Origin of the sequence: Catenulispora sp. EB89 (assembly GCF_041261445.1) — a bacterium.
Classification (GTDB): domain Bacteria; phylum Actinomycetota; class Actinomycetes; order Streptomycetales; family Catenulisporaceae; genus Catenulispora.
This window is the reverse complement of the sequence record NZ_JBGCCU010000030.1, coordinates 82,948-104,483: the sequence shown is the minus strand read 5'-3', so window position 1 is coordinate 104,483 and position 21,536 is coordinate 82,948. Positions and strand designations below refer to the sequence as shown.

17 protein-coding genes are annotated in these 21,536 nt (G+C 71.0%); 4 read left to right on the top strand and 13 right to left on the bottom strand.

Going from position 1 to position 21,536, the window contains the following annotated elements; translation table 11 throughout:
* Nucleotides 1-34: 34 nt before the first annotated feature.
* The gene (locus tag ABH920_RS42215; RefSeq protein ID WP_370354938.1) at nt 35-970 is read right to left on the bottom strand and encodes an MBL fold metallo-hydrolase; all 936 of its coding nucleotides are present in this window, start codon (nt 968-970) and stop codon (nt 35-37) included.
* A gap of 134 nt (nt 971-1,104) precedes the next feature.
* Between ABH920_RS42215 and ABH920_RS42210 the strand changes: the two genes are divergently transcribed.
* The gene (locus ABH920_RS42210; protein ID WP_370354937.1) at nt 1,105-2,001 is read left to right on the top strand and encodes a helix-turn-helix transcriptional regulator; all 897 of its coding nucleotides are present in this window, start codon (nt 1,105-1,107) and stop codon (nt 1,999-2,001) included.
* A gap of 719 nt (nt 2,002-2,720) precedes the next feature.
* Here the strand turns inward: ABH920_RS42210 and ABH920_RS42205 are convergent.
* Nucleotides 2,721-2,870, bottom strand: coding sequence for a hypothetical protein (locus ABH920_RS42205; RefSeq protein ID WP_370354936.1), 150 nt, complete (start codon nt 2,868-2,870; stop codon nt 2,721-2,723).
* 31 nt (nt 2,871-2,901) lie between these two features.
* On the opposite strand from ABH920_RS42205, the gene ABH920_RS42200 reads away from it, so the two are divergent.
* The 3 genes from ABH920_RS42200 (at nt 2,902) to ABH920_RS42190 (ending at nt 7,408) form a co-directional block, all read left to right on the top strand.
* Nucleotides 2,902-4,560 carry a serine/threonine-protein kinase gene (locus tag ABH920_RS42200; RefSeq protein WP_370354935.1) on the top strand — a complete coding sequence of 553 codons (1,659 nt, stop codon included), beginning with the start codon at nt 2,902-2,904 and terminating at the stop codon, nt 4,558-4,560.
* A gap of 165 nt (nt 4,561-4,725) precedes the next feature.
* Complete coding sequence (locus tag ABH920_RS42195) at nt 4,726-4,989, top strand: hypothetical protein (RefSeq protein ID WP_370354934.1); 264 nt, start codon at nt 4,726-4,728, stop codon at nt 4,987-4,989.
* 133 nt (nt 4,990-5,122) lie between these two features.
* Complete coding sequence (locus ABH920_RS42190; protein ID WP_370354933.1) at nt 5,123-7,408, top strand: MMPL family transporter; 2,286 nt, start codon at nt 5,123-5,125, stop codon at nt 7,406-7,408.
* A 110-nt stretch (nt 7,409-7,518) separates the two neighbouring features.
* Here ABH920_RS42190 and ABH920_RS42185 read toward each other — a convergent pair whose 3' ends face one another.
* The 11 genes from ABH920_RS42185 to ABH920_RS42135 form a co-directional block, all read right to left on the bottom strand.
* Entirely contained in the window at nt 7,519-9,153 is a 1,635-nt protein-coding gene (locus ABH920_RS42185) for a PucR family transcriptional regulator (protein ID WP_370354932.1), read from the bottom strand.
* The gene (locus tag ABH920_RS42180; RefSeq protein WP_370354931.1) at nt 9,150-9,332 is read right to left on the bottom strand and encodes a hypothetical protein; all 183 of its coding nucleotides are present in this window, start codon (nt 9,330-9,332) and stop codon (nt 9,150-9,152) included. The genes ABH920_RS42185 and ABH920_RS42180 overlap by 4 nt, the downstream gene beginning before the upstream one ends.
* A 2-nt stretch (nt 9,333-9,334) precedes the next feature.
* Nucleotides 9,335-10,243: a serine hydrolase gene (locus ABH920_RS42175; RefSeq protein WP_370354930.1), complete on the bottom strand. Its 909-nt coding sequence runs from the start codon at nt 10,241-10,243 to the stop codon at nt 9,335-9,337.
* On the bottom strand, nt 10,240-11,355 hold the full coding sequence (gene menC, locus ABH920_RS42170) for an o-succinylbenzoate synthase (RefSeq protein ID WP_370354929.1): 1,116 nt from the start codon (nt 11,353-11,355) through the stop codon (nt 10,240-10,242). Before menC ends, ABH920_RS42175 begins: the two co-directional genes overlap by 4 nt.
* Nucleotides 11,352-12,224, bottom strand: a complete 873-nt coding sequence (locus tag ABH920_RS42165) for a GNAT family N-acetyltransferase (RefSeq protein ID WP_370354928.1) — start codon at nt 12,222-12,224, stop codon at nt 11,352-11,354. The genes menC and ABH920_RS42165 overlap by 4 nt, the downstream gene beginning before the upstream one ends.
* A 109-nt stretch (nt 12,225-12,333) precedes the next feature.
* On the bottom strand, nt 12,334-13,746 hold the full coding sequence (locus ABH920_RS42160) for a serine hydrolase domain-containing protein (RefSeq protein WP_370354927.1): 1,413 nt from the start codon (nt 13,744-13,746) through the stop codon (nt 12,334-12,336).
* 44 nt (nt 13,747-13,790) lie between these two features.
* Nucleotides 13,791-15,719, bottom strand: a complete 1,929-nt coding sequence (locus ABH920_RS42155; protein WP_370354926.1) for a prolyl oligopeptidase family serine peptidase — start codon at nt 15,717-15,719, stop codon at nt 13,791-13,793.
* Nucleotides 15,716-16,465, bottom strand: coding sequence for an ABC transporter ATP-binding protein (locus tag ABH920_RS42150; protein ID WP_370354925.1), 750 nt, complete (start codon nt 16,463-16,465; stop codon nt 15,716-15,718). Before ABH920_RS42150 ends, ABH920_RS42155 begins: the two co-directional genes overlap by 4 nt.
* Nucleotides 16,462-18,501, bottom strand: coding sequence for a dipeptide/oligopeptide/nickel ABC transporter permease/ATP-binding protein (locus ABH920_RS42145; protein ID WP_370354924.1), 2,040 nt, complete (start codon nt 18,499-18,501; stop codon nt 16,462-16,464). The genes ABH920_RS42150 and ABH920_RS42145 overlap by 4 nt, the downstream gene beginning before the upstream one ends.
* Complete coding sequence (locus tag ABH920_RS42140; RefSeq protein WP_370354923.1) at nt 18,501-19,574, bottom strand: ABC transporter permease; 1,074 nt, start codon at nt 19,572-19,574, stop codon at nt 18,501-18,503. Before ABH920_RS42140 ends, ABH920_RS42145 begins: the two co-directional genes overlap by 1 nt.
* Complete coding sequence (locus ABH920_RS42135) at nt 19,574-21,187, bottom strand: ABC transporter substrate-binding protein (protein ID WP_370354922.1); 1,614 nt, start codon at nt 21,185-21,187, stop codon at nt 19,574-19,576. Before ABH920_RS42135 ends, ABH920_RS42140 begins: the two co-directional genes overlap by 1 nt.
* Between the last annotated feature and the right edge of the window lie 349 nt (nt 21,188-21,536).

Here is a 21,536-nt window from a genome sequence, read left to right as displayed (position 1 = left end):
TTGGATCTCAACACTTCATTCATCACTTCGTTCATCAGGCGATGCGGGAGAAGCCCGCCCACTGCTTGATCGCGAACGTCGAGCCGTCGCGGTCGACCTCCGCCGCGCCGTGCCCGCCGAGGTGCGCGGGGAGGACGAGGGCGTTGCTCTCGGCGGCGCGACCAAGCAGCTTGCGCCTGGTCGCCCGCGCCTCGGCCGGGTCCTCGCAGAAGCAGGAGTTGGTGTCCGGCTCCATGATCTGCAGTGGGGTGTGGATCAGGTCCCCGACGAAGAGCGCGCGATCGCCGCCGGACTCCAGCGTCAGGACGGACGACCCCGGGGTGTGGCCGGGCGCCGACTCCAGCCGCAGGTTCTCGTCGATCTGGTACGAGCCGTCCCACAGTTCGACCAGGCCAGCCTGGTGCACCGGGACGACACTGTCCTCGAACACGTTCTGGTTGCCGCGGCCGAAGACCGTCTCGTGGCCGTTGGCCGGGTTCCAGAAGTCGTAATCCCGCTGCGGCATGAGGTAGGTGGCGTTCGGGAAGGTCGGCACCCACGTGCGGCCGTCGAGGTAGGTGTTCCAGCCGACGTGGTCGATGTGCAGGTGGGTGTTGATCACGATGTCGACGTCCTCGGGCCGGACGCCGGCCGCCGCCAGATTGGCGAGGTAGTCGGTGTCCAGGCGGCTCCAGCCGGCCGCGTAGGGCCGGTCCTTGTGGTTGCCGACGCCGGTGTCGACCAGGATCGTGCGTCCTTCGCTGCGCAGCAGCCAGGACTGGAGCGCCGTGTTGCACTCGTTGGTCGCGGGGTCCCAGAAGTCCGGCTCGAGGACGGGGCGATGCTGCCCCCAGGTCTCGTCGGGGCTGCCGGGGAAGAACTCCCCCGGAGCCATCCCGACTGGGCCGTAGTACTCCTTGACGCGAGCGACGGTGACGTCGCCCAGGGCGATCTGTTCCCGGGTGTTCTGTTCCAGAGTGTTCTGTTCCATGGTGTTCCTTGTCGATCGGGCGCATGGCCGGGTGCTCCCGAGCTTGGGCGGTGCGGCCCGGGCCAACCAGCCCCGGCCTGTCCTACCCCTGGCAGGGTGTGGCTGCGTCTTGATCCGCGGTGCAGACTGCATGTATGGACGGACCGGGCCCCCTGGGCGACTTCTTGCAGGCGCGCCGGGCCCAACTCCGGCCGGAGGACATCGGGCTGCCCGCCTTCGGCCCCCGCAGGGTGGCCGGCCTGCGCCGCGAGGAGCTGGCACAGCTGGCGGGCGTCAGCGCGTCGTACTACACGCGGCTCGAACAGGGACTGTCCCGTGGCGCCTCACAGGAGGTGCTGGACGCCATCGCCCGCGCCCTGCACCTCAGCGACCACGAGCGCGACCACCTCACCCGGCTCGCCGACGCCTCCCGCCGCACGACCCGCGCCCGCCGCCCCCGCCCGGAGAAGGTCGCCGCCGAGACCTGGGACCTGATGCGCGCGATGGACGGCGTCCCGGCCCTGATCCTCGGCCGCCGCACCGACGTCCTCGCCTGGAACACCCTGGGCCACGCCCTCCTCGCCGGCCACCTGGACCCCCACGCGCCCCACAACCCGGCCCACCGCCCCAACATGAGCCGCATGCTGTTCCTCGACCCCCACACCCGCGACCTGTACCAGGACTGGCACCGCAAAGCCCACGCGGTCGTCGGCAACCTGCGCACCGTCGCCGGCCGCCACCCGGAGGACCAACTGCTGGCCGAGCTGATCGGCGAGCTGACGATGAAGAGCCCCGACTTCGTCGCCCTCTGGCGGGACCACCGCGTCGCCCCCTGCGACGCCACCGCCTACGACCTGCACCACCCAACGGTGGGCCCCCTGACGGTGACGCAGCAGTCCCTGGCCCTCCTCCGCTCCCCCGAGCAACTGCTCGTGGTGTGCACGGCACCCGCCGACTCCTCGTCGGAGGCCGCACTCGCGCTGCTGCGGCAGGCGAGCGTGCCGGAGCCGGCGCCGGAGCCGAGGGCCCGTGTGGCGCAAACAGGGACCTGACAGGCGCGCCAACCGGCTCAACCCCCTGGCGAGAAGCGTTCGCCAAGGCCTGGCAGCATTGGGGCAAGGTCTCCGGCTATGCGGACGCGGAGGCGTGGGTACGGACCATCGCGTTCCGGATCCAGGTCAGTGCGTGGCGCAAGGCGAAGAACAGATTCAGGGCGCAGTGCCAGCACGGCCGGCCGCCGGCCCAGCCCGAGCTGAACCCGGACTACGTGGCGATCGTCAATGCCCTAAGAAAGATCCCCGAGGCGCAGCGGCGGGCCATCACTGCCCCTATCTCGAGATCGCTCAGATATCGGCCACGCTGAAGGTTTTTCCCCGGTCGGCAGGGAGATCCCGCAGGCTACCGGTTCGCCTGCAAGCCAGGGTGAATCAGGATTATGATTCACTGGCCGGCGTCGCCGTGATGCCTGTGGCCGATAGGGGGATGCGAGGGGAAGAGCCTCAAGAAGTGGCTGGATAGCGCCGTATCGGCTATTCGCCGCCATCACGAAGATGTACCCCCGTCCCGCAGTACGACAGGCTGCCACCCGTACTGCGTCCGCTTTCCGGCTCTACGAGGTGAACCAGGAATGCGCGCCGATATTCGGAATCATTGGCAGCGACGCACGCCCGACGAAGCGACTGCGAACAGTCGCGCGCGGGCCGTGACGGCATACGGGCTATCCCAAAGCCCTGATCAACGCTTATCCCAGCCGAGCAGCAATCAGGCCGGATCAGTCGCCGCGTAGATCGTTTCCTACTGACCAGTACCTTTCGAGCGGATGCTCGCTGCCCCGATACGTGGTCCAGGTGAGGCGCCTCACCGCGCCCTGGACCACGCCGCCGTCGATCGGCTGCGGGGTCAGCGTCGCGGTGGTCTGCACCCCGCGAGCGTCGACAGCACTAGGGGAAAAGATGTCTGAACCGACCCAATCCCATCAAAGCCGCCCCGTGGTCGGCGGGCGGTACCTCTTACGCCGCCTTCTCGGCACCGGCGGCATGGGACGGGTGTGGCTCGCCCACGATGAGCGGTCGGGCATCGACGTCGCCCTCAAAGAGGTGCGCCTCGACACGGTGACCGGACAGACCGACAGGAAATCGCACCTGAGCAGAGCCTGGCTGGAAGCCCTGCACGCGCTGTCGGTGGCCAAAAGCTCCAACATCGTCGAGATCCTCGACGTCTTCGAAGAAGACGGCCGCCCATGGATCGTCATGGAACTCGTCATCGGCAAAACCCTGGCACAAGCGGTGGCCCAGCACGGACCACTCCCACCAGTCCAGGTCGCGCACATCGGCAAAAGAGTGCTCATGGCCCTGACCGCCTGCCACGTGAAGGACATCGTCCACCGGGACGTCAAACCCTCCAACATCCTGCTCGCCGACGACGGCCGGGTACTGCTCACCGACTTCGGCATCGCCGCCGGCGGCAGCCACCACGACATCACCATGGGAACCCTGACACCCAACGGAATCGCAGTCGGCACCCCGGAATACATGGCACCCGAGCGCATGCGGGGACACCCCGCGACCGCCGCCTCCGACCTGTTCTCCCTCGGCGCGACCTTGTACTTCGCCGTCGAGGGCCACTCACCCTTCCGACGCGACAGCTTCGTGGCCAGCTCGGCAGCGGTGCTTTTCGAGCCTGCCGGCAAACTCCAGCACGGCCCCGTTTTCAAGCAGCTGCTGGCCGGCCTCATGGAAAAGGACCCGGCCGACAGAACAGAGACCGCGGAAGCCTACGACCAGCTGACGCGCATCATCGACTACAACGGCGCGATCCCCTTCGACAGCGACACCCCACCCATCCTCGGTCCAGCCGGGGCGCTACTCCCCGCTCATCGTCCCCACGTCCCCGAGCCACAACCCGCTGAGCCGGCACCCGGCCACACCCCCTCCACCGACGCACCCCGGCCACGTCCAACCAGGCTGTGGCGCACCTCCGCCGCCGCGGCAGTGACCATCACCGCCGTCCTGGCCATCAGCCTGTACCTGCTCAGATCTGGCACGACAAGCACCGCAGCCGCACCGATGCACGACACGCCACCGCCGGTAGCCACACCAACGGCGCCTACCACCCCATTGACACCGTCTACAGACCCGACGACCACCTGGTCACCGAACACCGCCTACCTCGATCCCCAATCCGCACCACTGGATCAACCCACGGAGCCGACACCGACATCGCCACCGACATCGCCCGAACCGAGCCCGAGAATCCAATGCCTTGAGGCCGGCAGCGGCATCACCGTGAAACCGGGCCTCCAGGCCGTCACCGTCACCGACATCAGCCCCTGCCTACCGGCAGCAGCACGGCAGGTGCTCCAGACGTACCCAATCGGAACGTGCCTCTCAGACTGGCCTCCAGGACCGCCAACCCAGCCCAGCGATCAATGCGACGAGTTGGTCAACGGATCGGTGATCGCCAACCGCGTCGGCGCAGTCTGGCTGGCCGCCTTCAAACAAGGCGGATCCGCAGGATGCCAGGGAACCGACGTCAATCCCGCCGGCGAGACCTGGACGCTCTGGACCGACGGCCTCTCCTGGAGCCTGTGCGCCATCGGCGTGAAGGGCTGACCCCCGGCGTCAGTGCCGTACTCGGCGATGTTTCAGCATCCGAGTTCTCCGCGAAGAACTCCGCCGTACCCAGCCTGCCCCACCTCCGGGGTGTAGCGCGCTACACCTGCAAGACGGGACCGCACACCGTGTCCGTGGCGAAGATCGAAAACTAGCGTCTAGGACGTGAGCACCGATACCCGAACCGCGACCGACACCAACGCCGTGACCTTGGAACGCGCCACCGAGGCCGACGGCCGCACGACCACTCTGCGCGACGTCGGACAAGCCTTCCGGCGCGCCATGTTCACCGTGGTCATCGGCGCCTCCGGCTCTGGCACGCTCGGCAGCACCGGGTCGGGCGGCAGGTCCGAGACCGGGCTGACCCGGCTGCGGCGCGACCGGATCGGGTCCGTGCTCCAGCGCCACAACCCGGCGTCTCCCCGCTGACGTACGCGGCGATCATGCCCTCGTTCCACAGCCTATGAAAACCCTGCACCCACCAGCACACAGTCCGCGGCGCCGGCTCGGCGCCGCGGAGCATGCGTCGAGCCTGTGCGTGAACTGATATCGGAGAGTTTTGATGACCACCCTCGCCCGCTGGTGCCACCGGCACCGGCTGTTGACCTTGTTCGCCTGGCTCGCGCTCATCGTCGGCCTCGGAGTGCTGTCCGGAGCAGCGAAGCCGCAGTATGACAACAAACTGTCGATCCCGGCCTCGGAGTCGAGCCGCGCCGTGGAACTGCTGAAGACGGTGCAGCCCGCCGCTGACGGGGACAGCGACAGCGTGGTCTGGCACACGGCGCACGGCCGGGTCACCGATGCCGCGGTTCAGGAGCGGATGACGCAGGCGTTGGACCGCATCGCCAAGGCGCCGGGGATCGCGTCCGTCGCCAGTCCCTACAGTCCGCAGGGGAAATCGCAGATCAGCCCGGACGGGACGACCGCCTACGCGACGCTGACGTTCACCCAGGAAGCGGGCAAGATTCCCGTCGACCAGGCGAAGGCCGTCGTGGCGCTGGCGGACGGGGCCCGGACCGATGGGCTGCAAGTCGAGCTCGGCGGGGCCGCGGTCTCCATAGCCACCGACAGCGGCGGCGGTTCGCAGGAGCTGGTCGGTGTGCTCGCCGCACTGGTGGTCCTGGGACTGGTGTTCCGTTCGGTCGGTGCGGCCGTGCTGCCGATCCTCACCGGCATCGCCGGGGTGTCCACCGGGGTGCTGGTCGTCGGACTGCTGTCGCACGGCATGGCGCTGCCGTCGTCCACGCCGATCCTGGCGACGCTGGTCGGCCTGGGCGTCGGCATCGACTACGCCCTGTTCATCGTCAACCGGCATCGCAAGGGGCTGATGGCCGGGCTTTCGGTCGAGGCGGCGATGGCCGAGGCGCTGAACACCTCCGGCCGTGCGGTGCTGTTCGCCGGCGGGTCCGTCGTCATCGCGCTGCTCGGGATGTTCGCCCTCGGTCTGGACTTCCTGAACGGGATGGCACTCGGCGCCGCAATGACCGTCGCGATGACCGTGTTCGCCGCGGTCACGCTGCTGCCCGCACTGCTCGGCCTGCTGAAGACCATGGTTCTGAGCCGCCGGCAGCGCAAGGAGCTGAAGGCCTGGCGGGCCTCCGGCACCGACCGGGTCTCGGTGCGACTGCCGCGGCGGTCGGCGCCGGCCGAGCCGCAGAACGCGTTCACCCGGTGGGCCGGGCGGGTTCAGCTGCGGCCGTTCGGCAAGGCGGTGCTGGCGCTCGCCGTGATGGCCGTGGTCGCCCTGCCGGTCCTGTCGCTACGGATGGGTTCCTCGGACGCGGGGAACGACCCGAAGGCGTCCACCACGCGCCAGGCCTACGACCTGCTCGCCAAGGGCTTCGGGCCCGGGTTCAACGGGCCGCTGCTGCTCGTCGCCGAAGTTCCGGCCGCCGCGGACCGGCCGGCCCTGGACCGGCTCGTGGAGCGGCTGCACACCGACCCGGGCGTGGCCGCCGTGGAAGCCCCGGCGCTGCCGGCCGGGCAGAAGGTGGCAGTGGTTCAGGTGGTGCCCACCACGTCGCCCCAGGACCGGGGTACGTCCGAGCTGATCCACCGGCTGCGGAACGATGTGGTCCCGGCGGCCGAGCGCGGTACGACGCTGCACGTGCTGGTCGGCGGCCAGACCGCGATGTCCGACGATTTCGACTCCGCGCTGAACCACAAGCTGCCGGCGTTCGTCGGGATCATCGTCGGACTGGGCTGCCTGCTGATGATGCTCGCCTTCCGCAGCCTGCTGGTGCCGCTGATCGGCGTGGCGATGAACCTGCTCACGATGGGAGTCGCGTTCGGCTCGCTGGTCGCGGTGTTCCAGTGGGGCTGGGGCTCGGAGGCGTTGGGCGTCGGCGGGGCCGGGCCGGTGGACTCCGCCGTGCCGGTGATGGTCATCGGCATCCTGTTCGGGCTGTCGATGGACTATCAGGTGTTCCTGATCAGCCGCATGCACGAGGAGTGGACGAAGACCGGCGACAACCACCGTTCAGTGCGGATCGGCCACGGTGAGACCGGTCAGGTGATCTGCGCCGCCGCGGTGATCATGGCGTGCGTGTTCGGGTCCTTCATCGCCGGCGGGCAACGGATGATCGCCGAGTTCGGCGTGGCTCTGGCGGTGTCGATCCTGCTCGATGTCCTGTTGCTGCGGATGATTCTGGTCCCGGCGCTGATGCACGGATTCGGCCGGGGGAACTGGTGGCTCCCGCGGATCCTCGACCGGCTGCTCCCACGGTTGTCCGTGGAGGGTTCGCCGGAATCCGAGCCGCCGGTCTGGTCATCTCAGACAACTGAGCCGGAGCCGGAGATCTCGTGGCAGCCCGCCCACCTCGACCAGTCACACGGCAGAGCCCGGTAAACACCGTACGAAAGCGCGCAGGGGTCGAGTTGATGACAACTCGGCCCCTGGCCGCGTTGCCCGAACACAAGCGGTGGGGACGTCTTCGGGGTCCACGCCGGTTACGCCGGCTACGGCGGTGGCGCCAACCGCAGCTGCACCATCGCCTCGAACCGCGCGTCCGGATCGGCCAGATCCAGGCCGGCCAGGTCGGCCAGTCGGCGCAACCGGTACCGGAACGTGTTCGGGTGCACGTGGACCTTCGCCGCGGCGGCGACCACGTCGCCGAGGGTGTCCAGCCAGGCGGCCAGGGTGTCAGTGAACTGCGTGCCGTGGAGCTGGTCATACTCACGGAGGCGGACCACCGGGCCGGCCGGCCGGTCGTCGTCGACGGCCATCCGGTCGGCGAGTTCGTCCAGCAGGCTGGCGGCGTAGACCTCGGCGAAGCGCGCGATGCGGTGTGGGTGCTCGGGGTTTCGTGCCGTACGTGCGCCCTCGGCCCGGGACTGCAGGACCCGGAGCGCGCGGTCGGCGTCGGAGCGGCTGCGGCGCAGGTCGGTCGGCCGGGCGGCGAGACGTCCGATGCCGACGACCGTGGGGACCTTGGTGCCGACCCGGGCCAGAAAGGTCTCGGCGACGCGGCGGGCGTCCTCGTCGGTGGCGCAGGGCAGCACGGCATAGGTGACGCTGCCCAGCGAGGCCACCGCGGTGTGCGGATGGATCGCCGACAGGTGCAGCGCCAGGCTGCCGGCGATGCGGTCGCCGGCGGCGGCCCGGTCGGGGGCGGCGGGATCGTCCGCGGCGGCCCCGGCCACGGCCACCGCCAGGACGCACGCGCACTGCGCGGCCAGACCCAGGCGGGCCGCGGCGCGCGGCGCCGCCGGGCCGCCCTCCAGGACGGTGGCCAGCAGGTCGGCGCGCAACCGGCGGTCGGCGTCCGCCCCGCTGCGCTGCCGCAGCAAGTGCAGCGCGGCGACGCCGGCGGCCTCGCGGAAGGCCTGCGTGCGGTCGTCGTTCAGCGGGCCGGGTACCACCGCCCAGATCGAGCCGAGGATCTCCCCGCCGGCCCGGATCGCGATCGCCACCCGCGGCTTCTCGCCGATCCCGGCGATGAAGACGGGATCCTCGCTGCGGTACAAAGCACGGAACAGGCCGTGCTGCTCAAGTGCGCGCAGCTTGTCCGCCGGGACCTGGCGGTCCAGGATCGTCGCGATCCGCGAGTCGTCGGCCTCGTCCTGCCGCGCGGAGAAGGCCAGCACGCCGCCGCCGCGGTCCTCGATGGTCACCGGGCCGTCCAGGAGCCCGGCGATGGCGTTGGCCAACGCGAACAGGTCGCCGCCGAAAGAGGCGTCGGGGCCCGGCACGGGGCCGGCCATCGCGGCGTCGGCTGAGATCAGGGACCTGAGAAGCGCGGCGACCTGGGCCCAGGACGCCCCGGGGGTCAGTCCGAGCACGACCAGACCGGTGCGCGCGGCCGCGTCGGCCACCGCGGCGTCGGCGACCGCCGGGGAGCGCACCATCACCGCGGCGGCCCCGAGCCCGTGGGCGTGGTCGACGAGCGCGGCGACCTGGTCGGTGCCGTAGACACCGACGCCGAGCACGATCGCGCCGGGCAGCCGGGAGGGCTCGTCGAGGCGGTCGTGGATCAGGACGCCCGCCACCGCGACGTCGGGGTCGGGACGGCCGGCGACCACCTCGACGAGCGTGGAGCCGAGGTCGGAGATGATGCGGCCGAGGGCGACGGAGGGCGGCTCGGGGAGACTCATCGGGAACCGGCCGTCCCGGTCTGCGCCCCCAGGTGCGAAGCCTCCACGACGGCAGCCCGGCCCCGCTGCGGTGCGCAGGCCCGGACCCCGACGAGGCCGCCGACGGCGCGGTGTCCGGCGGGCTCACCCCGGGCGGCGGCAGGCCGCCCGCCGCCCATCCGTCCCGCCGTCAGTGTCATGATCACACACTAAGCGACCGCAGGTGCTCCACCGCAAGGGCTGCGGCCTGCCCGATCACGCGGTCCGCCGAAGGGTTCCGAAAGTCCGGGCGCTCGCAGCGGGTGAACACCGCCACCGCGTAGCGGCCGCCGTTCGCGTGCTCGACCACACCGGCCTCGTTCCGCCAGCCCGGCAGCGTGCCGGTCTTCGCACCGACGCGCCAGCTGTCGTCGAAGCCCGAGCTGAGCCGGTGCGGCCAGATCTGCCGGCCCATGATCGTGCGGACCTCCTGGCAGGCCTCGGCCGGGCCGGCCTCGTCCCGCCAGATCTGGGCCAGCAGCTCGGCGGTGTCCCGGGCGGTGCTGCGGGTGGTCCGCAGCGGTGTGCAGACGTCCAGCTCCATCAGCGTCCCGGCGGCTGCGCGCGCCGCCATCGCCGCCTCCAAATCCTCGTCGGTACTGGTGTCGGTGTCGGCACCGACGAGTTGCTCGCGCAGCGAGCCGAGGAGCTCGAGGCAGCCGCCGATCAGATGCGTCTCGGTCCGGCCCAGCGCGGCCAGGAGCCCGTTGACCCGGTCCAGCCCGACCCGGGCCAGCACCACGTCGGTGGCGGCGTTGTCGCTCATCGACATCATCATCAGCGCCAGGTCGCGCAGGCTCAGTTCCACCGGATCGGCGAATCCCGAGGTCCCGATGCCGCCGTCGCGAAACCGTTGCTCCACCTCCAGCCGCTCGGTCCGGGACAGCCTCCCGGCCTGCGCATCGACCGCGTAGCCCAGGCACACCGCGATCTTGAAGACCGAGGCCAGGCAGACCGGGTCGTCCGGGGACACACCGACGGCCGCGGGGCCGTCGAGATCCCGCGCGTACAGGAATCCGCGGACGCCGGCCTCGGCGAACCTGGCCGACAGCTCGCTTTCGACGTCGTTCACAGCGCGATCCATTCCTTCGTCTCGGTCACGGCGTCCAGCAGCTCCGGGATGGGGGTGCGCCCCAGCCCCGGTTCGCGCGGCACCTGCAGGTGTCCGTCCTTCAGCACGAACGGCTCGGTGATGTCGGTGCGGTAGTAACGGTCCGAGGCCGAGGTGTCGCCGGGCAGGGTGAACCCCGGCAGCGCGGCCAGTGCCACGTTGGCGGCTCGCCCCAGGCCGGTCTCCAACATTCCGCCGCACCAGACCGGCACACCGTTGGCGACGCAGACGTCGTGGATGCGCCGGGATTCCAGGTAGCCGCCGACCCGGCCGGGCTTGATGTTCACCACCGCGCACGCACCCAGTGCGATGGCGTCGGCGGCGGCCCGGGCCGAGACGATCGACTCGTCCAGGCAGACCGGAGTCTTGATGCGCTTGGCCAGCTCGGCATGGCCCCGGACGTCCTCCTCGTCCAGCGGCTGTTCGATCAGCAGCAGGTCGAAGGGATCAAGGCGGGCCAGCAGCGGCGCGTCGGCCAAGGTATAGGCAGTGTTGGCATCGACTTGCAGGAGTACGTCGTCACCGAAGCGTTCCCGGACGGCGCGGACGGGCGCCAGGTCCCAGCCGGGCTCGATCTTCAGCTTGATGCGGAGGTAGCCCTCATCGAGGTAGCCGCCGACGGCGTCGAGGAGTTGCGGGACCGAGTCCATGATGCCGACCGAGACGCCGGCGGGGACCTTCTCCCGGGTGGCGCCGAGCCATTCGGCCATGGACAGGGAGCGCTCGCGGAGCCAGGCGTCGAGGACTGCCGTCTCCAGTGCGGCCTTGGCCATGCGATGGCCCTTGATCGGCGCGAGAGCGGGTGCCACGGCCCACGGGTCGAGCCCGCCCTTCGCGGCGGCCTGCGCGAGCCGGGGAATGAGGTGGTCGCGCAGGACCGCGAGCGCGCCGTCGGTGTACTCGGCCGAGTACACCGGGGCGGTCATGGTGACGAGTTCGCCGTAGCCGTCGGTCTGCTCGGTGCGAACACGGACCAGGCCGAGTTCGCGGGTGTGCTGAGTCCCGAACGACGTGCGGAACGGTGAGACCAGCGGGATCGCGACCCGCCGCAGTTCGATTCCGGTCAGCTTCATCCGTGGTCCTTCTGTTCGGGGTGTTCGACGAGGTAGAAACCGTCGCGCGTGAAGCCGATGACGCGGCCGCCGTTCGCCATCAGGGTGCTGAGAACATCGCGCAACGCCGTTCGCCACTGTGCGGCCGGGCCGGGGTCGGAGACGCGCAGCGCCTCGGCATCCGCGGGGATTCCGACCAGCAGCCGCCGCGCGTCACGAAGGCCCAGGACCGGGCCGCCGCCGGGGCCCGCGTCGAGCGCGACGACGGCGCCGTCGACCGCGGGGACGGCCGTACCGCTTTCCAGGGTGCGGCGAACATGGGTGCCGGCCAGGTCCCAGCGCACGAGAATGCGGTCGGTCGGGGTTCCGGCGTTGACCTCGTCGTTCATCGCACCGTAGTAGTCGGTGAGGTATTCGGCCGCCACCGCACCGAGTTTCGCGAGATTGAAGTAGGCGTTGCGGCTGATCAGCGGGTCGTAGGTCCAGGTGACGGTGTCGATGCCCCGGCGCAGCGCCCAGGCCCGCTGGTCCAGCTTGATCGCCCGCCCCAGGCCCGCGCCGCGCAGCGGTTCCTCGACGGCGGCGATGTGCGAGTGCAGCCCGAGCTCGGAAAGCAGCCCGACGCAGACCCCGGCCATCCGGCCGTCGCGGAACCCGCCGACGACGTAGCCGCCGCACCGCGAAAGAACCTTGAGGAAGTTCGGCGCGATCATCGCCGCGCCGCTGTCCGGGCGCCACACGCGATCGATGAGCGCGGCGGCCTGGTTCATCTCGGACATCGTGTGCAGCTCGGCGAACGTGACGCCGGCCGCGCGGGCCGCCGCCGCGGCGGCGGCCTCAGCCTGCTCCCGCAGTCCCGGCCCGACCGCGACGGAACTCTCAGTGCCCACGCTCACTCATCCCACTTCCCCACGCTCTGCGACCGGCCCGGCCGCCGGCGCTGTCCGGCTGGCAGGCCCGGTATCCGGCCCTGCCGGTCTGTGTGCTGGAGCGGCACGCTCAGGCCACCTTCGGGGTGGCGCGAGCGCCGTGGTGGATGTACCTCGTGCCGTCGGCGAGTTCGTAGAAGACCACGGAGAGCCAGGCGTCGATCTCCGGGCGCTTGGTGAGGAACACGCCGGGTCGGAAGGTTCGCAGCGGCATCTCGATCGGGTCGCCGCCGGCCACCGTGGCGATGATTCCGCTGAGCGTGACGGTCATCACGAGACCGCCGTCGCGCTCGGTGATGTCCAGCCGCGTCGAGGCCCGCTCGTACGTGCCCACGTAGTCCGCCGGGTCGAACGCCAGCGGCTCGGCGGACGGCTCCAGCGCCGGCCGCATCCGCACCCCGGCGAACTCCGCGGCGATCTCGTCGAACAGCGCGCGGTAGAGCGCGAACGTGTCGCCGCCGTTGGTCAGCAGGCAGATCGCGAGATCGTGCTCCGGAAGGATCCGCAGGAACGCCGACTGGCCGATCGTTCCGCCGTCATGACCGTAGACCTTGGCATCGTCCCACTGGTCCAGAAACCAGCCCAGGCCCCAGTGCGTGGCCAGGAACCAGCTGTCCGGCACCTCGATCTGCGGCTCCTGCATCGCCTCGACCGACCTCTGCGACAGCACTCGTGTGCCGTCCGCCGCGAGGCCCCCGTCCAGGTGCAGCTTGGCGAAGGCCAGCACCTCGCGCGGCGTGGAGTGGATCAGTCCGGCGGGTCCCGCGCTGCGCATCAGGCCCCAGATCGGCGCCGGGGCCGGCGGCGTGCCGACGTGACCGAGGGCGGCGCGGTGCAGCAACGCCTCCTCCGGCAAGGTGCCGGTCTGCTTCAGACCCAGCGGCTGGAACAGCCGCTGCCGCATCAGCTCGTCCCACTGGACGCCGGTGACCCGCTCGAGGATCCGACCCAGCAGAGTGAACCCGGCGTTGCAGTAGGACATCGTCGCGCCGAGCGGGTGGGTGACCGCCACCTCGGCGAGTTGTGCGACGTACTTCTCCAGGTTGTCGTCGCCACGACCGGTGTCGGAGAAGAAGTCGCCGTCGATGCCGCTGCTGTGGGTGAGCAGGTGCCGCAGCGTGACCTCGGCGGCCACGGCGTCGTCGAGCAGACGCAGCTCCGGCAGCACCTCCACCACGGGTGCGTCCAACTCCAGCAGACCCTCGTCGACCAGGGCCATGGCCACGGTGGCGGTCCACACCTTGGAGATCGAACCGATCTGGAACACCGTGTCGGTGGTGGCCTCGATGCCCGCGCCCTGGTGGGCCCAGCCGGCTGCGGCCTCGGCCAGCACCTCGCCGCGGTGCATGATCGCCAGGCTGGCGCCGACGCCGTGGGCCGCGACCAGCTCGGCCAGCCGGGCCTGCCAGCGGGCCGTCAGCGCGGGGTCCAGGGTGCTCTGCGCGGCAGGGGTCTCCGTAGGCGTCTCAGTGGTCTGTGTCATTCGTTGACTCCAATCAGGATGTATCGCCGATACCGGAGGCGGCATCAGGACGCGGTGTGGGTGATGACCCAGTCGACGACCCGCCGGCAATAGTCGACGCGGTGTGAGGGACGGCCGTTGAGGATGAACAGGTGCGAGCCGCCGGGGTACAGGACCAGCTGTGCCTGGACGCCGCGGATCTTCAACGCCTGGAACCACTCCTCGGCCTGGCCGGGCGGGCAGCGGTCGTCGGCGGCGCCGTGCAGGATGAGCGTGGGCGCGCGGACCGCGTCCACATATGTCAGCGGCGACAGGCGTTCCAGCATCTCCGCCCCGCCGATCTCCAGGGCGGAGATCATTTGGCCCTCGTCGGAAGTGCCCGCCATGCTGCGCAGGTCGGTGACCACGCCGCCGGGCACCACAGCCGCGAAGACCTCGCTGCGCGCCGACAGCCAGCAAGACATGAAGCCGCCGTAGCTGTAGCCGGTCAGGGCGATCCGGGCCGGGTCCACCAGGCCCTCCTCGACCAGCGCCGCCACCGGCTCCAGCACATCCCGCTGGTCGGCCTCGCCCCAGCCGCCGACCACCGCCTGGTAGTAGGACTCGCCGTAGCCGTCGCTGCCGCGGATGTTGAGCACCAGGATCGTCCACCCTTGCGACACCAGCTCGTGGTGGTACAGATGGACGGCGTCGGCCTGCGGGCTCCAGGCATTGTGCGGACCGCCATGCACATCCACCAGCAACGGACCGCCGGCCGGCGCGGCCGGGTCGCGGATCACCCAGCCGGGCACCACTGCGCCGTCGGAGACGGCGAACGCGCGGTCCTGGTAGATCGGCAGCCGGACGTCGGGCAGCGCCGTCTCCATATGCCTGGTGAGCCGGCGGAACTTGCCGGAATCCAGGTCGACCACGCCGACCTCGCCGAAGGTGGACTCGTCGGAGTACACGAACGCGACGGTCCCCGCGGCCTGCGACACCTTCGCGCCGTTGACGTTGAGCCGCGGGGGCAGGTCGAGGTAGTGCGCCTGATCGGAATCGGCCGACAGGACACAGAGCCGGGAGGAGCCGTGGTCTCGGACCGCGAACAGAATGTCCTCGCCGTGGAACTGCGCGAGCGCCCCGGGGTAGCCGGGCGCGCCCGGCATGACGTTGCGATCCTGGTCGGCGGCCAGCAGGGCCGGGGCCGCGCCGTCCAGCGGCTGGCGCAGCAGGTTGAGGTGCCCGACGGAGACCGTGGTGCGGCCGGTGACCAGCAGCGCCGAGCCGTCCGGGTACCAGCTCAGCGGGCCGGTCAGCGCGATGCCGGTGCCGATCCGCCGCGGCGGTGCGGGGGATCGGCCGGACTCGACGTCCGCGCGGACGTCGATCACGTATGGCGCCGACGTGCGCAGGTGCTCCAGCCCCGGACCGCTCTCACCGATGAAAGCCAGCCGGGTCCCGTCTGGCGACCACACGGGCGCCGCGCAGTTGTCGGTGCCCTCGGTCAGCTGCTCGATCCGGCCCGAGGCGACGTCGACCACGAAGATCTGGGTCCGCGCCGCACCTACCACGCCGGCGCCGTCCACCTTCCAGTGCAGCTCGTCGACGACCACCGGCGCGTCCGGGGCGCGCGGGGCGTCGAGTGCGCTGAACGCGATGCGCGTGCCGTCCGGCGACCAGGCCGCCGGTCCCGCGCCTGACGGGCGGGACTGTTGGGTGGTCAGTTGCCGGGCCTCGCCACCGTCCACCCGGATGAGGTGCAGCTGGCCGGCCCGCAGAAACGCCAGCGCGGCGCCGTCCGGCGACCAGCGCGGCGCGGCGTCGGCCGGGCCGTTGGTCAGTTTGCGCGGCGTGCCGCCCGCAACGTCTACCAGGTAGATCGCCGATGCCGCGCCGTCCAGCTCTTCGTCCTGTTCGGTCAGCACATAGGCGACGCACGAGCCGTCCGGAGAGAGGTCGGGGTCTCCGGGGATCTCGAAGCGGAAGATGTCGTCGATCCTCAGCGGCTGGGTCATGTCGCCTCCAGTGCGGTTCTCGCGGGCAGGGCGGGGATACAGGACAGCAGCGTCCTCGTGGTCTCGTGGGCCGGGCGGGCCATCACCTCGGCGGTCGGGCCGCACTCGACCAGGCGGCCGGATTCCAGGACCGCGATCTGGTCGCAGAGGTACCGGACCACCGCGAGGTCGTGCGAGATGAACAGCAGCGCGAAGCCGAGGTCCCGCTGGAGTCGGCGCAGCAGATTCAGCACCGCACCCTGGACCGAGACGTCGAGCGCCGAGGTGACCTCGTCGGCGATCAGGACCCCGGGCCGGGCAGCGAGCGCCCGCGCCAGCGCGACGCGCTGGCGCTGTCCGCCGGACAGGGCTTCGGGAAGCTGGACGGCGCGCGCCGGGTCGATGCCGACCAGGCCGAGCAGGCGCGCCACCTCGGCGGCCCGCTCGGCGCGCCGAGCCTTGGGCAAGGCTTCCGCCACCGCGGCGCCGATGCTCAGCCGGGGGTCGAGCGAGGCGTACGGGTTCTGGAACACGAGCTGCACGGCGGTACGCCCGGGGCGCCGGGGCTGGTCCACGCCGTCGACCAGGATCCGGCCGGCAGTCAGCGGCGCGAGGCCGACAACGGCCTTGCCCACCGTGGACTTGCCGGAGCCGGAGCCGCCGACCAGGCCGGTGACGGAGCCGTCGGGGACGACGAGGTCCACGCCCTCGACGGCGGTGAACCGGCCGTAGCGCACGCTTACGCCGCGCAGTTCCAGGGAGCTCATTGCACCACCTCCGTCTTGGCGCGGGTTGTGTCATCGCGGGTTGTGTCGTCGCGGGTTGTGTCGCCGCCGGCTGCTCGCGGATACCAGCACGCCACGCGGTGCCCGGCGCCGTCCGCGGCCGGCGCCAGCACGGGCAACTCGCCACGGCACCGGTCCTGGGCGAAGGCACACCGCGTCGCGAACGCGCAGCCCGAGACCTCCTCCCCCGGCTCCGGCGGCCGGCCAGGGATGGTGGCCAGCTCGCGGTCCAGATCAGTGGTCATCGTCGGGATCGCGCCGACCAGGGCCCGGGTGTAGGGATGCGCGGCGGCCTGGAACAACCGGCTGACCGGCAGCTCCTCGACGACCCGGCCCGCGTACATCACCAGGACCCGGTCGCAGACCTCTGCCACGACGCCCAGATCGTGCGAGATCAGCAGCAGCGCCGCGCCGGAGTCGGCCCGGATCTGGCCGAGCAACTCCAAAACCTGCTTCTGCACGGTCACGTCCAGCGCCGTGGTCGGCTCGTCCGCGATGATCAGTCTCGGCTCAGCCATCAGCCCCATGCCGATGAACGCGCGCTGCCGCATGCCGCCGGAGTACTCGTGCGGCCGTTGCCGGGCGCGGCGCTCCGGATCCGGGATGCCGACCGCGGCCAGCCGGTCCACGGCCCGGGCCAGCGCGGCCTTCCGGGACTGGCCGAGGTGGACCTCGGAGACCTCGGCCAGCTGACGGCCCACCCGCAGCGCCGGGTTGAGCGACGTCATCGGGTCCTGGAACACCATGGCCAGCTCGGCCCCGAGCCGCCGGCCGGAGCGCGGGTCCGCGAGCAGGTCATGTCCGTCGAAGCGCACAACGCCCTGGACCTGGCCGGGGTACGGCACCAGCTGGGCCAGCGCCAGCGCGGTCAGGCTTTTGCCGGACCCAGACTCGCCGACCAGACCGACGGCTTCCCCGGCCGCGACGGACAGGGAGACGTCGCGGACGGCGGTCCGCCCGCCGGGGAAGGAGACCCGCAGATGGGTGGCCTGGGCCAGGGCGTCGACGGCGATGTCGCCGTCGATGTGGCCGTCGATATCCGCCGGAGTCTGCGGGAGCCCTCCGTCGGCGTTCATCGCGACGGGGGTCCGCGCGGCCGGGACTACGCGCGCCGCCGTGCGCCGCCCGCCGGTCTGCGCCACCGCCTCGCCGAGCAGCCCGAACACCAGCCCGGCCAGCACCACCGCGACGCCCGGGGCCAACGCCGAAGCCGGATTCACATAGATCCGGCTCAGCCCCTCGTTGAGCAGCCGGCCCCAGTCGTAGTCCGGGCTCTGCACGCCCAGGCCCAGGAACGACAGCCCGGCGAAGGCGATGAGCGATCCGGTGGCGGCCTGCGCCGCGAACAGCACGACCGGCTCCACGATGTTCGGCAGCACGTGCCGGATGACGATCCGGAACCGGCCGACGCCCAGGATCCGTGCCGTCGCCACGTAGTCCGAGCCGGCGACGGACGTCGCCAGGTTCTGGATCAACCGGGCCAGCGGCGGCACCAGCGCCAGCCCGATGGCCAGCACCGCGCCGGTGCTCCCGATGCCGAAGATGGTGGCGAGGAAGAGCACGAACAGCAGTCCCGGGAAGGCGACCAGCACGCCGACCACGCCCGTCACCGCCCGGCCCCCGCGTCGGCCCAGCACGCTCGGCGCGAGGCCCAGCAGCAGCCCGCCGAGCAGGCCGATCGCCGTGGCGGACAGCCCGAGCCGCAGGGTGAGCCGAGTAGCGACGATCACCCGGGCCGCGATGTCCCGGCCCAGGCTGTCGGTGCCGAGCAGGTGCGCCCCGCTGACGCCCTGGTTCATCGCCGCGGTGTCGATCTTCGAGGCCTGGTCGCCGAACACCACCGGTCCGGCCACCGCCAGCGCGGCCAGCAGCAGCACGGCGGCCAGCGCCGCGGCGCCGATCGGGGTGCGGACGCTCTGGCGCAGCCAGCGAGCGAACGACGCCGGCGGGTCGGCGGAGACGACGTCCTGCGCTGTGGTCGCAGCTGTTGTGGTCGCAGCCGTTTTGGTCGCAGCCATCAGTTCCCCCGCACCGTCGAACGCGGGTCGATGAGGGCGACCGCCACGTCCACCGCGAACGTGATCAGCAGCGCGGCGGCTCCGTAGACCAGCACCACGCCCTGCACCAGCGGATAGTCCTTGGTCGTGATGGCCTGCACGATCGTCGAGCCCAGGCCCGGCCAGGCGAACACGTTCTCCACCAGCACCGTGCCGGCCAGCAGCGAGGTGAACAGCAGGCCGCCGATGGTCAGCGACGAGGTCAGCAGGTTCGGCAGCGCGTGCCGCAGGTAGACGAGCCGGGCCGGGAGGCGCTTGGCGCGCGCCGTGCGCATGTAGTCCTCGCGCAGGACGCGGAGAGCCTCGACCCGGACCACCCGGGACAGCGATGCCGCCGGGACCACGGTCAGGGACAGGACCGGCAGCACGTACGAGGACAGATCTGACTGCCCGGCCACCGGGAACAGCTGCCACCACACCGCAAACACCGCGACCAGCCCGACCGCCAGCAGGAACTCCGGCAGCGCGGCCAGGACCCCCGTGGTCGCGGCGAACGCCAGCTCTCCGCGCCGGCGGCGGCCGTCCCTTGTGAGGACGGCCGCCAGCATGCCGATCGGGATGCCGACCAGCAGGATGAGCAGCACAGCGGGGATCACCAGCTGCAACGTCGCGGGGAGCCGGTCGGAGATGATCTGCGAGACCGGCATCTGGGAGACGATCGAGTCGCCGAGCCGGCCGTGGAACAGGTTCGCCAGGAAGGCGCCGTACTGCTCGGGCAGCGGCTGGTCCAGACCCAGGTCGTGGCGCCGGGCCGCGACCTGGGCCGGGTCGGCGGCGAGCCCGAGGGCGCCGCGCACCGGGTCGCCGGGGATCAGGTGGATCATCGCGAAAGACGCAGTCACCACCACGCCCAGCGAGACCACCAGCCGACCGGTGCGCCGGGCCAGGAACCCGGGCCAGGTATCGCCGGTCAGCGTGGCGACGGCACGGCGAAGCGCCGCGACCGCGCCGACCGGGGCCGTCCGGCCGGCACCGCCCGGGGCGGCCGACCCGGCGGGGTCCACCCCGACATTCGCGATCTCGACCCGGGCCATCAGCTGCCCGCTCGCAGGCTGCTCGGGATGGGACCGGCGCCGTCGACGTCGTAGCTGACACCCTTGCCGTACCAGCCGAGCAGACTGTCCACGATCGGCACCACGTCCACCCGCTTGACCAGCGCGGCATCAGCCTGTTGCCACAGCGGGCAACCGTCCTTGCCGGCCACCGCCATCGCCTGCTTGCTCAGTCTGGTGTAGTCCGGGTTCGCGACCGCGCCGAAGTCGGTACCGTTCGGCGGGGTCGGTCCGTCGTAGAACCGGGCCAACTGGTCCGGCAACGGAACGCTGACCGGGATCCAGGACACGTCGTAGCCGCCGGAGGCCAGGGTGGTCACCGTCGTGGTCGCATCCACGGCCTTGTCCTCGACCTTCACACCGAAGTCGGTCCACTGCTTGGCGGCCAGCTCATAGGAGGCGGCCGCATCCGGGCCCAGCTGCGAGGAGTGGAGCTGGGTAACGGTCAGCTGCTTGCCGTCCTTGGTCCAGCCCTGGCCGCCCTTCGTCCAGCCGGCCGCGGTCAGATCGGCGGCGGCCTGGACCGGGTCATGCGCCGGAAGGTTGCCGGTGACACTGTCGCCGGTGCACGGGTTCGGGGCCACTTCGCCGATCGTGGTGGCCGGCTGCCCGGTGCCGCCGGTGGCCACCGACCCGATCTGCTTCAGGTCCAGCGCCTCGACCAGCGCCTTGCGCACCGCGGGATCGGCGGTGTCGTGCCCGGCGGCCTCGTTGAAGGTCATGAAGCCGAACGGCGTCAGCGTGCTCTTCTTGCCGACGCGGGCCCCATCCAGGCGCTGGGTATCGGGGCCGTTGATCTGTGCGATGTTCAACTGGCCGGACAGCAGCATGTTCGCCGCCGTCGACGGATTCGCCACCACCTTGAAGATCACAGTGACCGGCATATCGGCGTCGGTGGCGCCAGCCGGGCCCCAGGCATAGCCCGCACGCTTGGTGTACGTGTAGTGGTCGCCGGGGACGGCCTCGGTCAGCTGGTAGGGCCCGCTGGCATTGGTGGTCTTGGCCAGCGCCCCCGGATCGGCCAGATTCTTCTGGCACACGAGCGGCAGCAGCTGTGTCATCTCAACGATGAACGGCGCCGGGGCCTGCGTAGTGATGGACACGGTGCGCGCGGCGGCGTCGGCCGTGGCCTTCGCGGTCGCCGGAACCACGACACCGAGCAGCGGCGAGGCGTTCTTCGGATCAGCGATGTAGTTGTACTCGGCCGCGACATCGGCAGCGGTCAGCGGCGTGCCGTCCTGGCAGGTAACGCCGGCCCGGATGGTGAACGTCGCAGAGTTCGCGGTCGCGGTCCACTTCTCGGCGACCCCCGGAGTGAGCTTGCCATCATCGGAGATGTGGACGAGCCGGTCGTACGCGTACCCGATCATCAAGACCGCAGTCCCGGCCAGCGCCGTCGTCGGGCTCAGCGTCCCGGGGTCAGAGGCGATACCGATGGTGATCGTCGCGCCACCGCCGCCCTTGCCACCACCGGCCCGAGCAGACGACCCACCGCACGCCGCCAGCGACACCCCCACAGAAGCAGCAGCCGCCACCCCCACCACCCGGCGAACACACGCCGCCCTTCTCGCCCCGAAGCCCGCTGCACTGCTCATCAGCCCTGCTCCTTCTGCCGCCACGCCTACGAGTGGGTGAACTGTAGGCAGCGGGCAAGGGGGCCGCCGTCGTCGCGGCGAACGAAAAAGCCGCGCACCAGTAGTGCAATCAGCCGAAGACGACCAGCGCTCGGAGCACGAGATTGGACAGGTCCGCCGCCCGGAGGGTCCCGCGAGGAGCTTGGCGGCGCGCCCGTCCGGCCGCTCGTCGTCGACTCCGATGGCGCGACAGAACACCAGGAAGTCGGACCGCATCCGCGACGGCGCCCCGACGGCCCTGGCTCAACTGGGCTTTCACCAGCACGAGTTCGTCGATGAGATCCAAGTCCGCCAGCCCACGACCGAGAGC

Coding starts and splice junctions, on each gene's coding strand:
- ABH920_RS42215 (WP_370354938.1), bottom strand. CDS start 970: ATGGAACAGAACACTCTGGAACAGAACACCCGGGAACAGATCGCCCTG.
- ABH920_RS42145 (WP_370354924.1), bottom strand. CDS start 18,501: ATGGCTGCGACCAAAACGGCTGCGACCACAACAGCTGCGACCACAGCG.
- ABH920_RS42180 (WP_370354931.1), bottom strand. CDS start 9,332: ATGACACTGACGGCGGGACGGATGGGCGGCGGGCGGCCTGCCGCCGCC.
- ABH920_RS42140 (WP_370354923.1), bottom strand. CDS start 19,574: ATGGCCCGGGTCGAGATCGCGAATGTCGGGGTGGACCCCGCCGGGTCG.
- ABH920_RS42200 (WP_370354935.1), top strand. CDS start 2,902: ATGTCTGAACCGACCCAATCCCATCAAAGCCGCCCCGTGGTCGGCGGG.
- ABH920_RS42155 (WP_370354926.1), bottom strand. CDS start 15,719: ATGACCCAGCCGCTGAGGATCGACGACATCTTCCGCTTCGAGATCCCC.
- ABH920_RS42160 (WP_370354927.1), bottom strand. CDS start 13,746: ATGACACAGACCACTGAGACGCCTACGGAGACCCCTGCCGCGCAGAGC.
- ABH920_RS42210 (WP_370354937.1), top strand. CDS start 1,105: ATGGACGGACCGGGCCCCCTGGGCGACTTCTTGCAGGCGCGCCGGGCC.
- ABH920_RS42190 (WP_370354933.1), top strand. CDS start 5,123: ATGACCACCCTCGCCCGCTGGTGCCACCGGCACCGGCTGTTGACCTTG.
- ABH920_RS42150 (WP_370354925.1), bottom strand. CDS start 16,465: ATGAGCTCCCTGGAACTGCGCGGCGTAAGCGTGCGCTACGGCCGGTTC.
- menC (WP_370354929.1), bottom strand. CDS start 11,355: ATGAAGCTGACCGGAATCGAACTGCGGCGGGTCGCGATCCCGCTGGTC.
- ABH920_RS42185 (WP_370354932.1), bottom strand. CDS start 9,153: ATGAGTCTCCCCGAGCCGCCCTCCGTCGCCCTCGGCCGCATCATCTCC.
- ABH920_RS42135 (WP_370354922.1), bottom strand. CDS start 21,187: ATGAGCAGTGCAGCGGGCTTCGGGGCGAGAAGGGCGGCGTGTGTTCGC.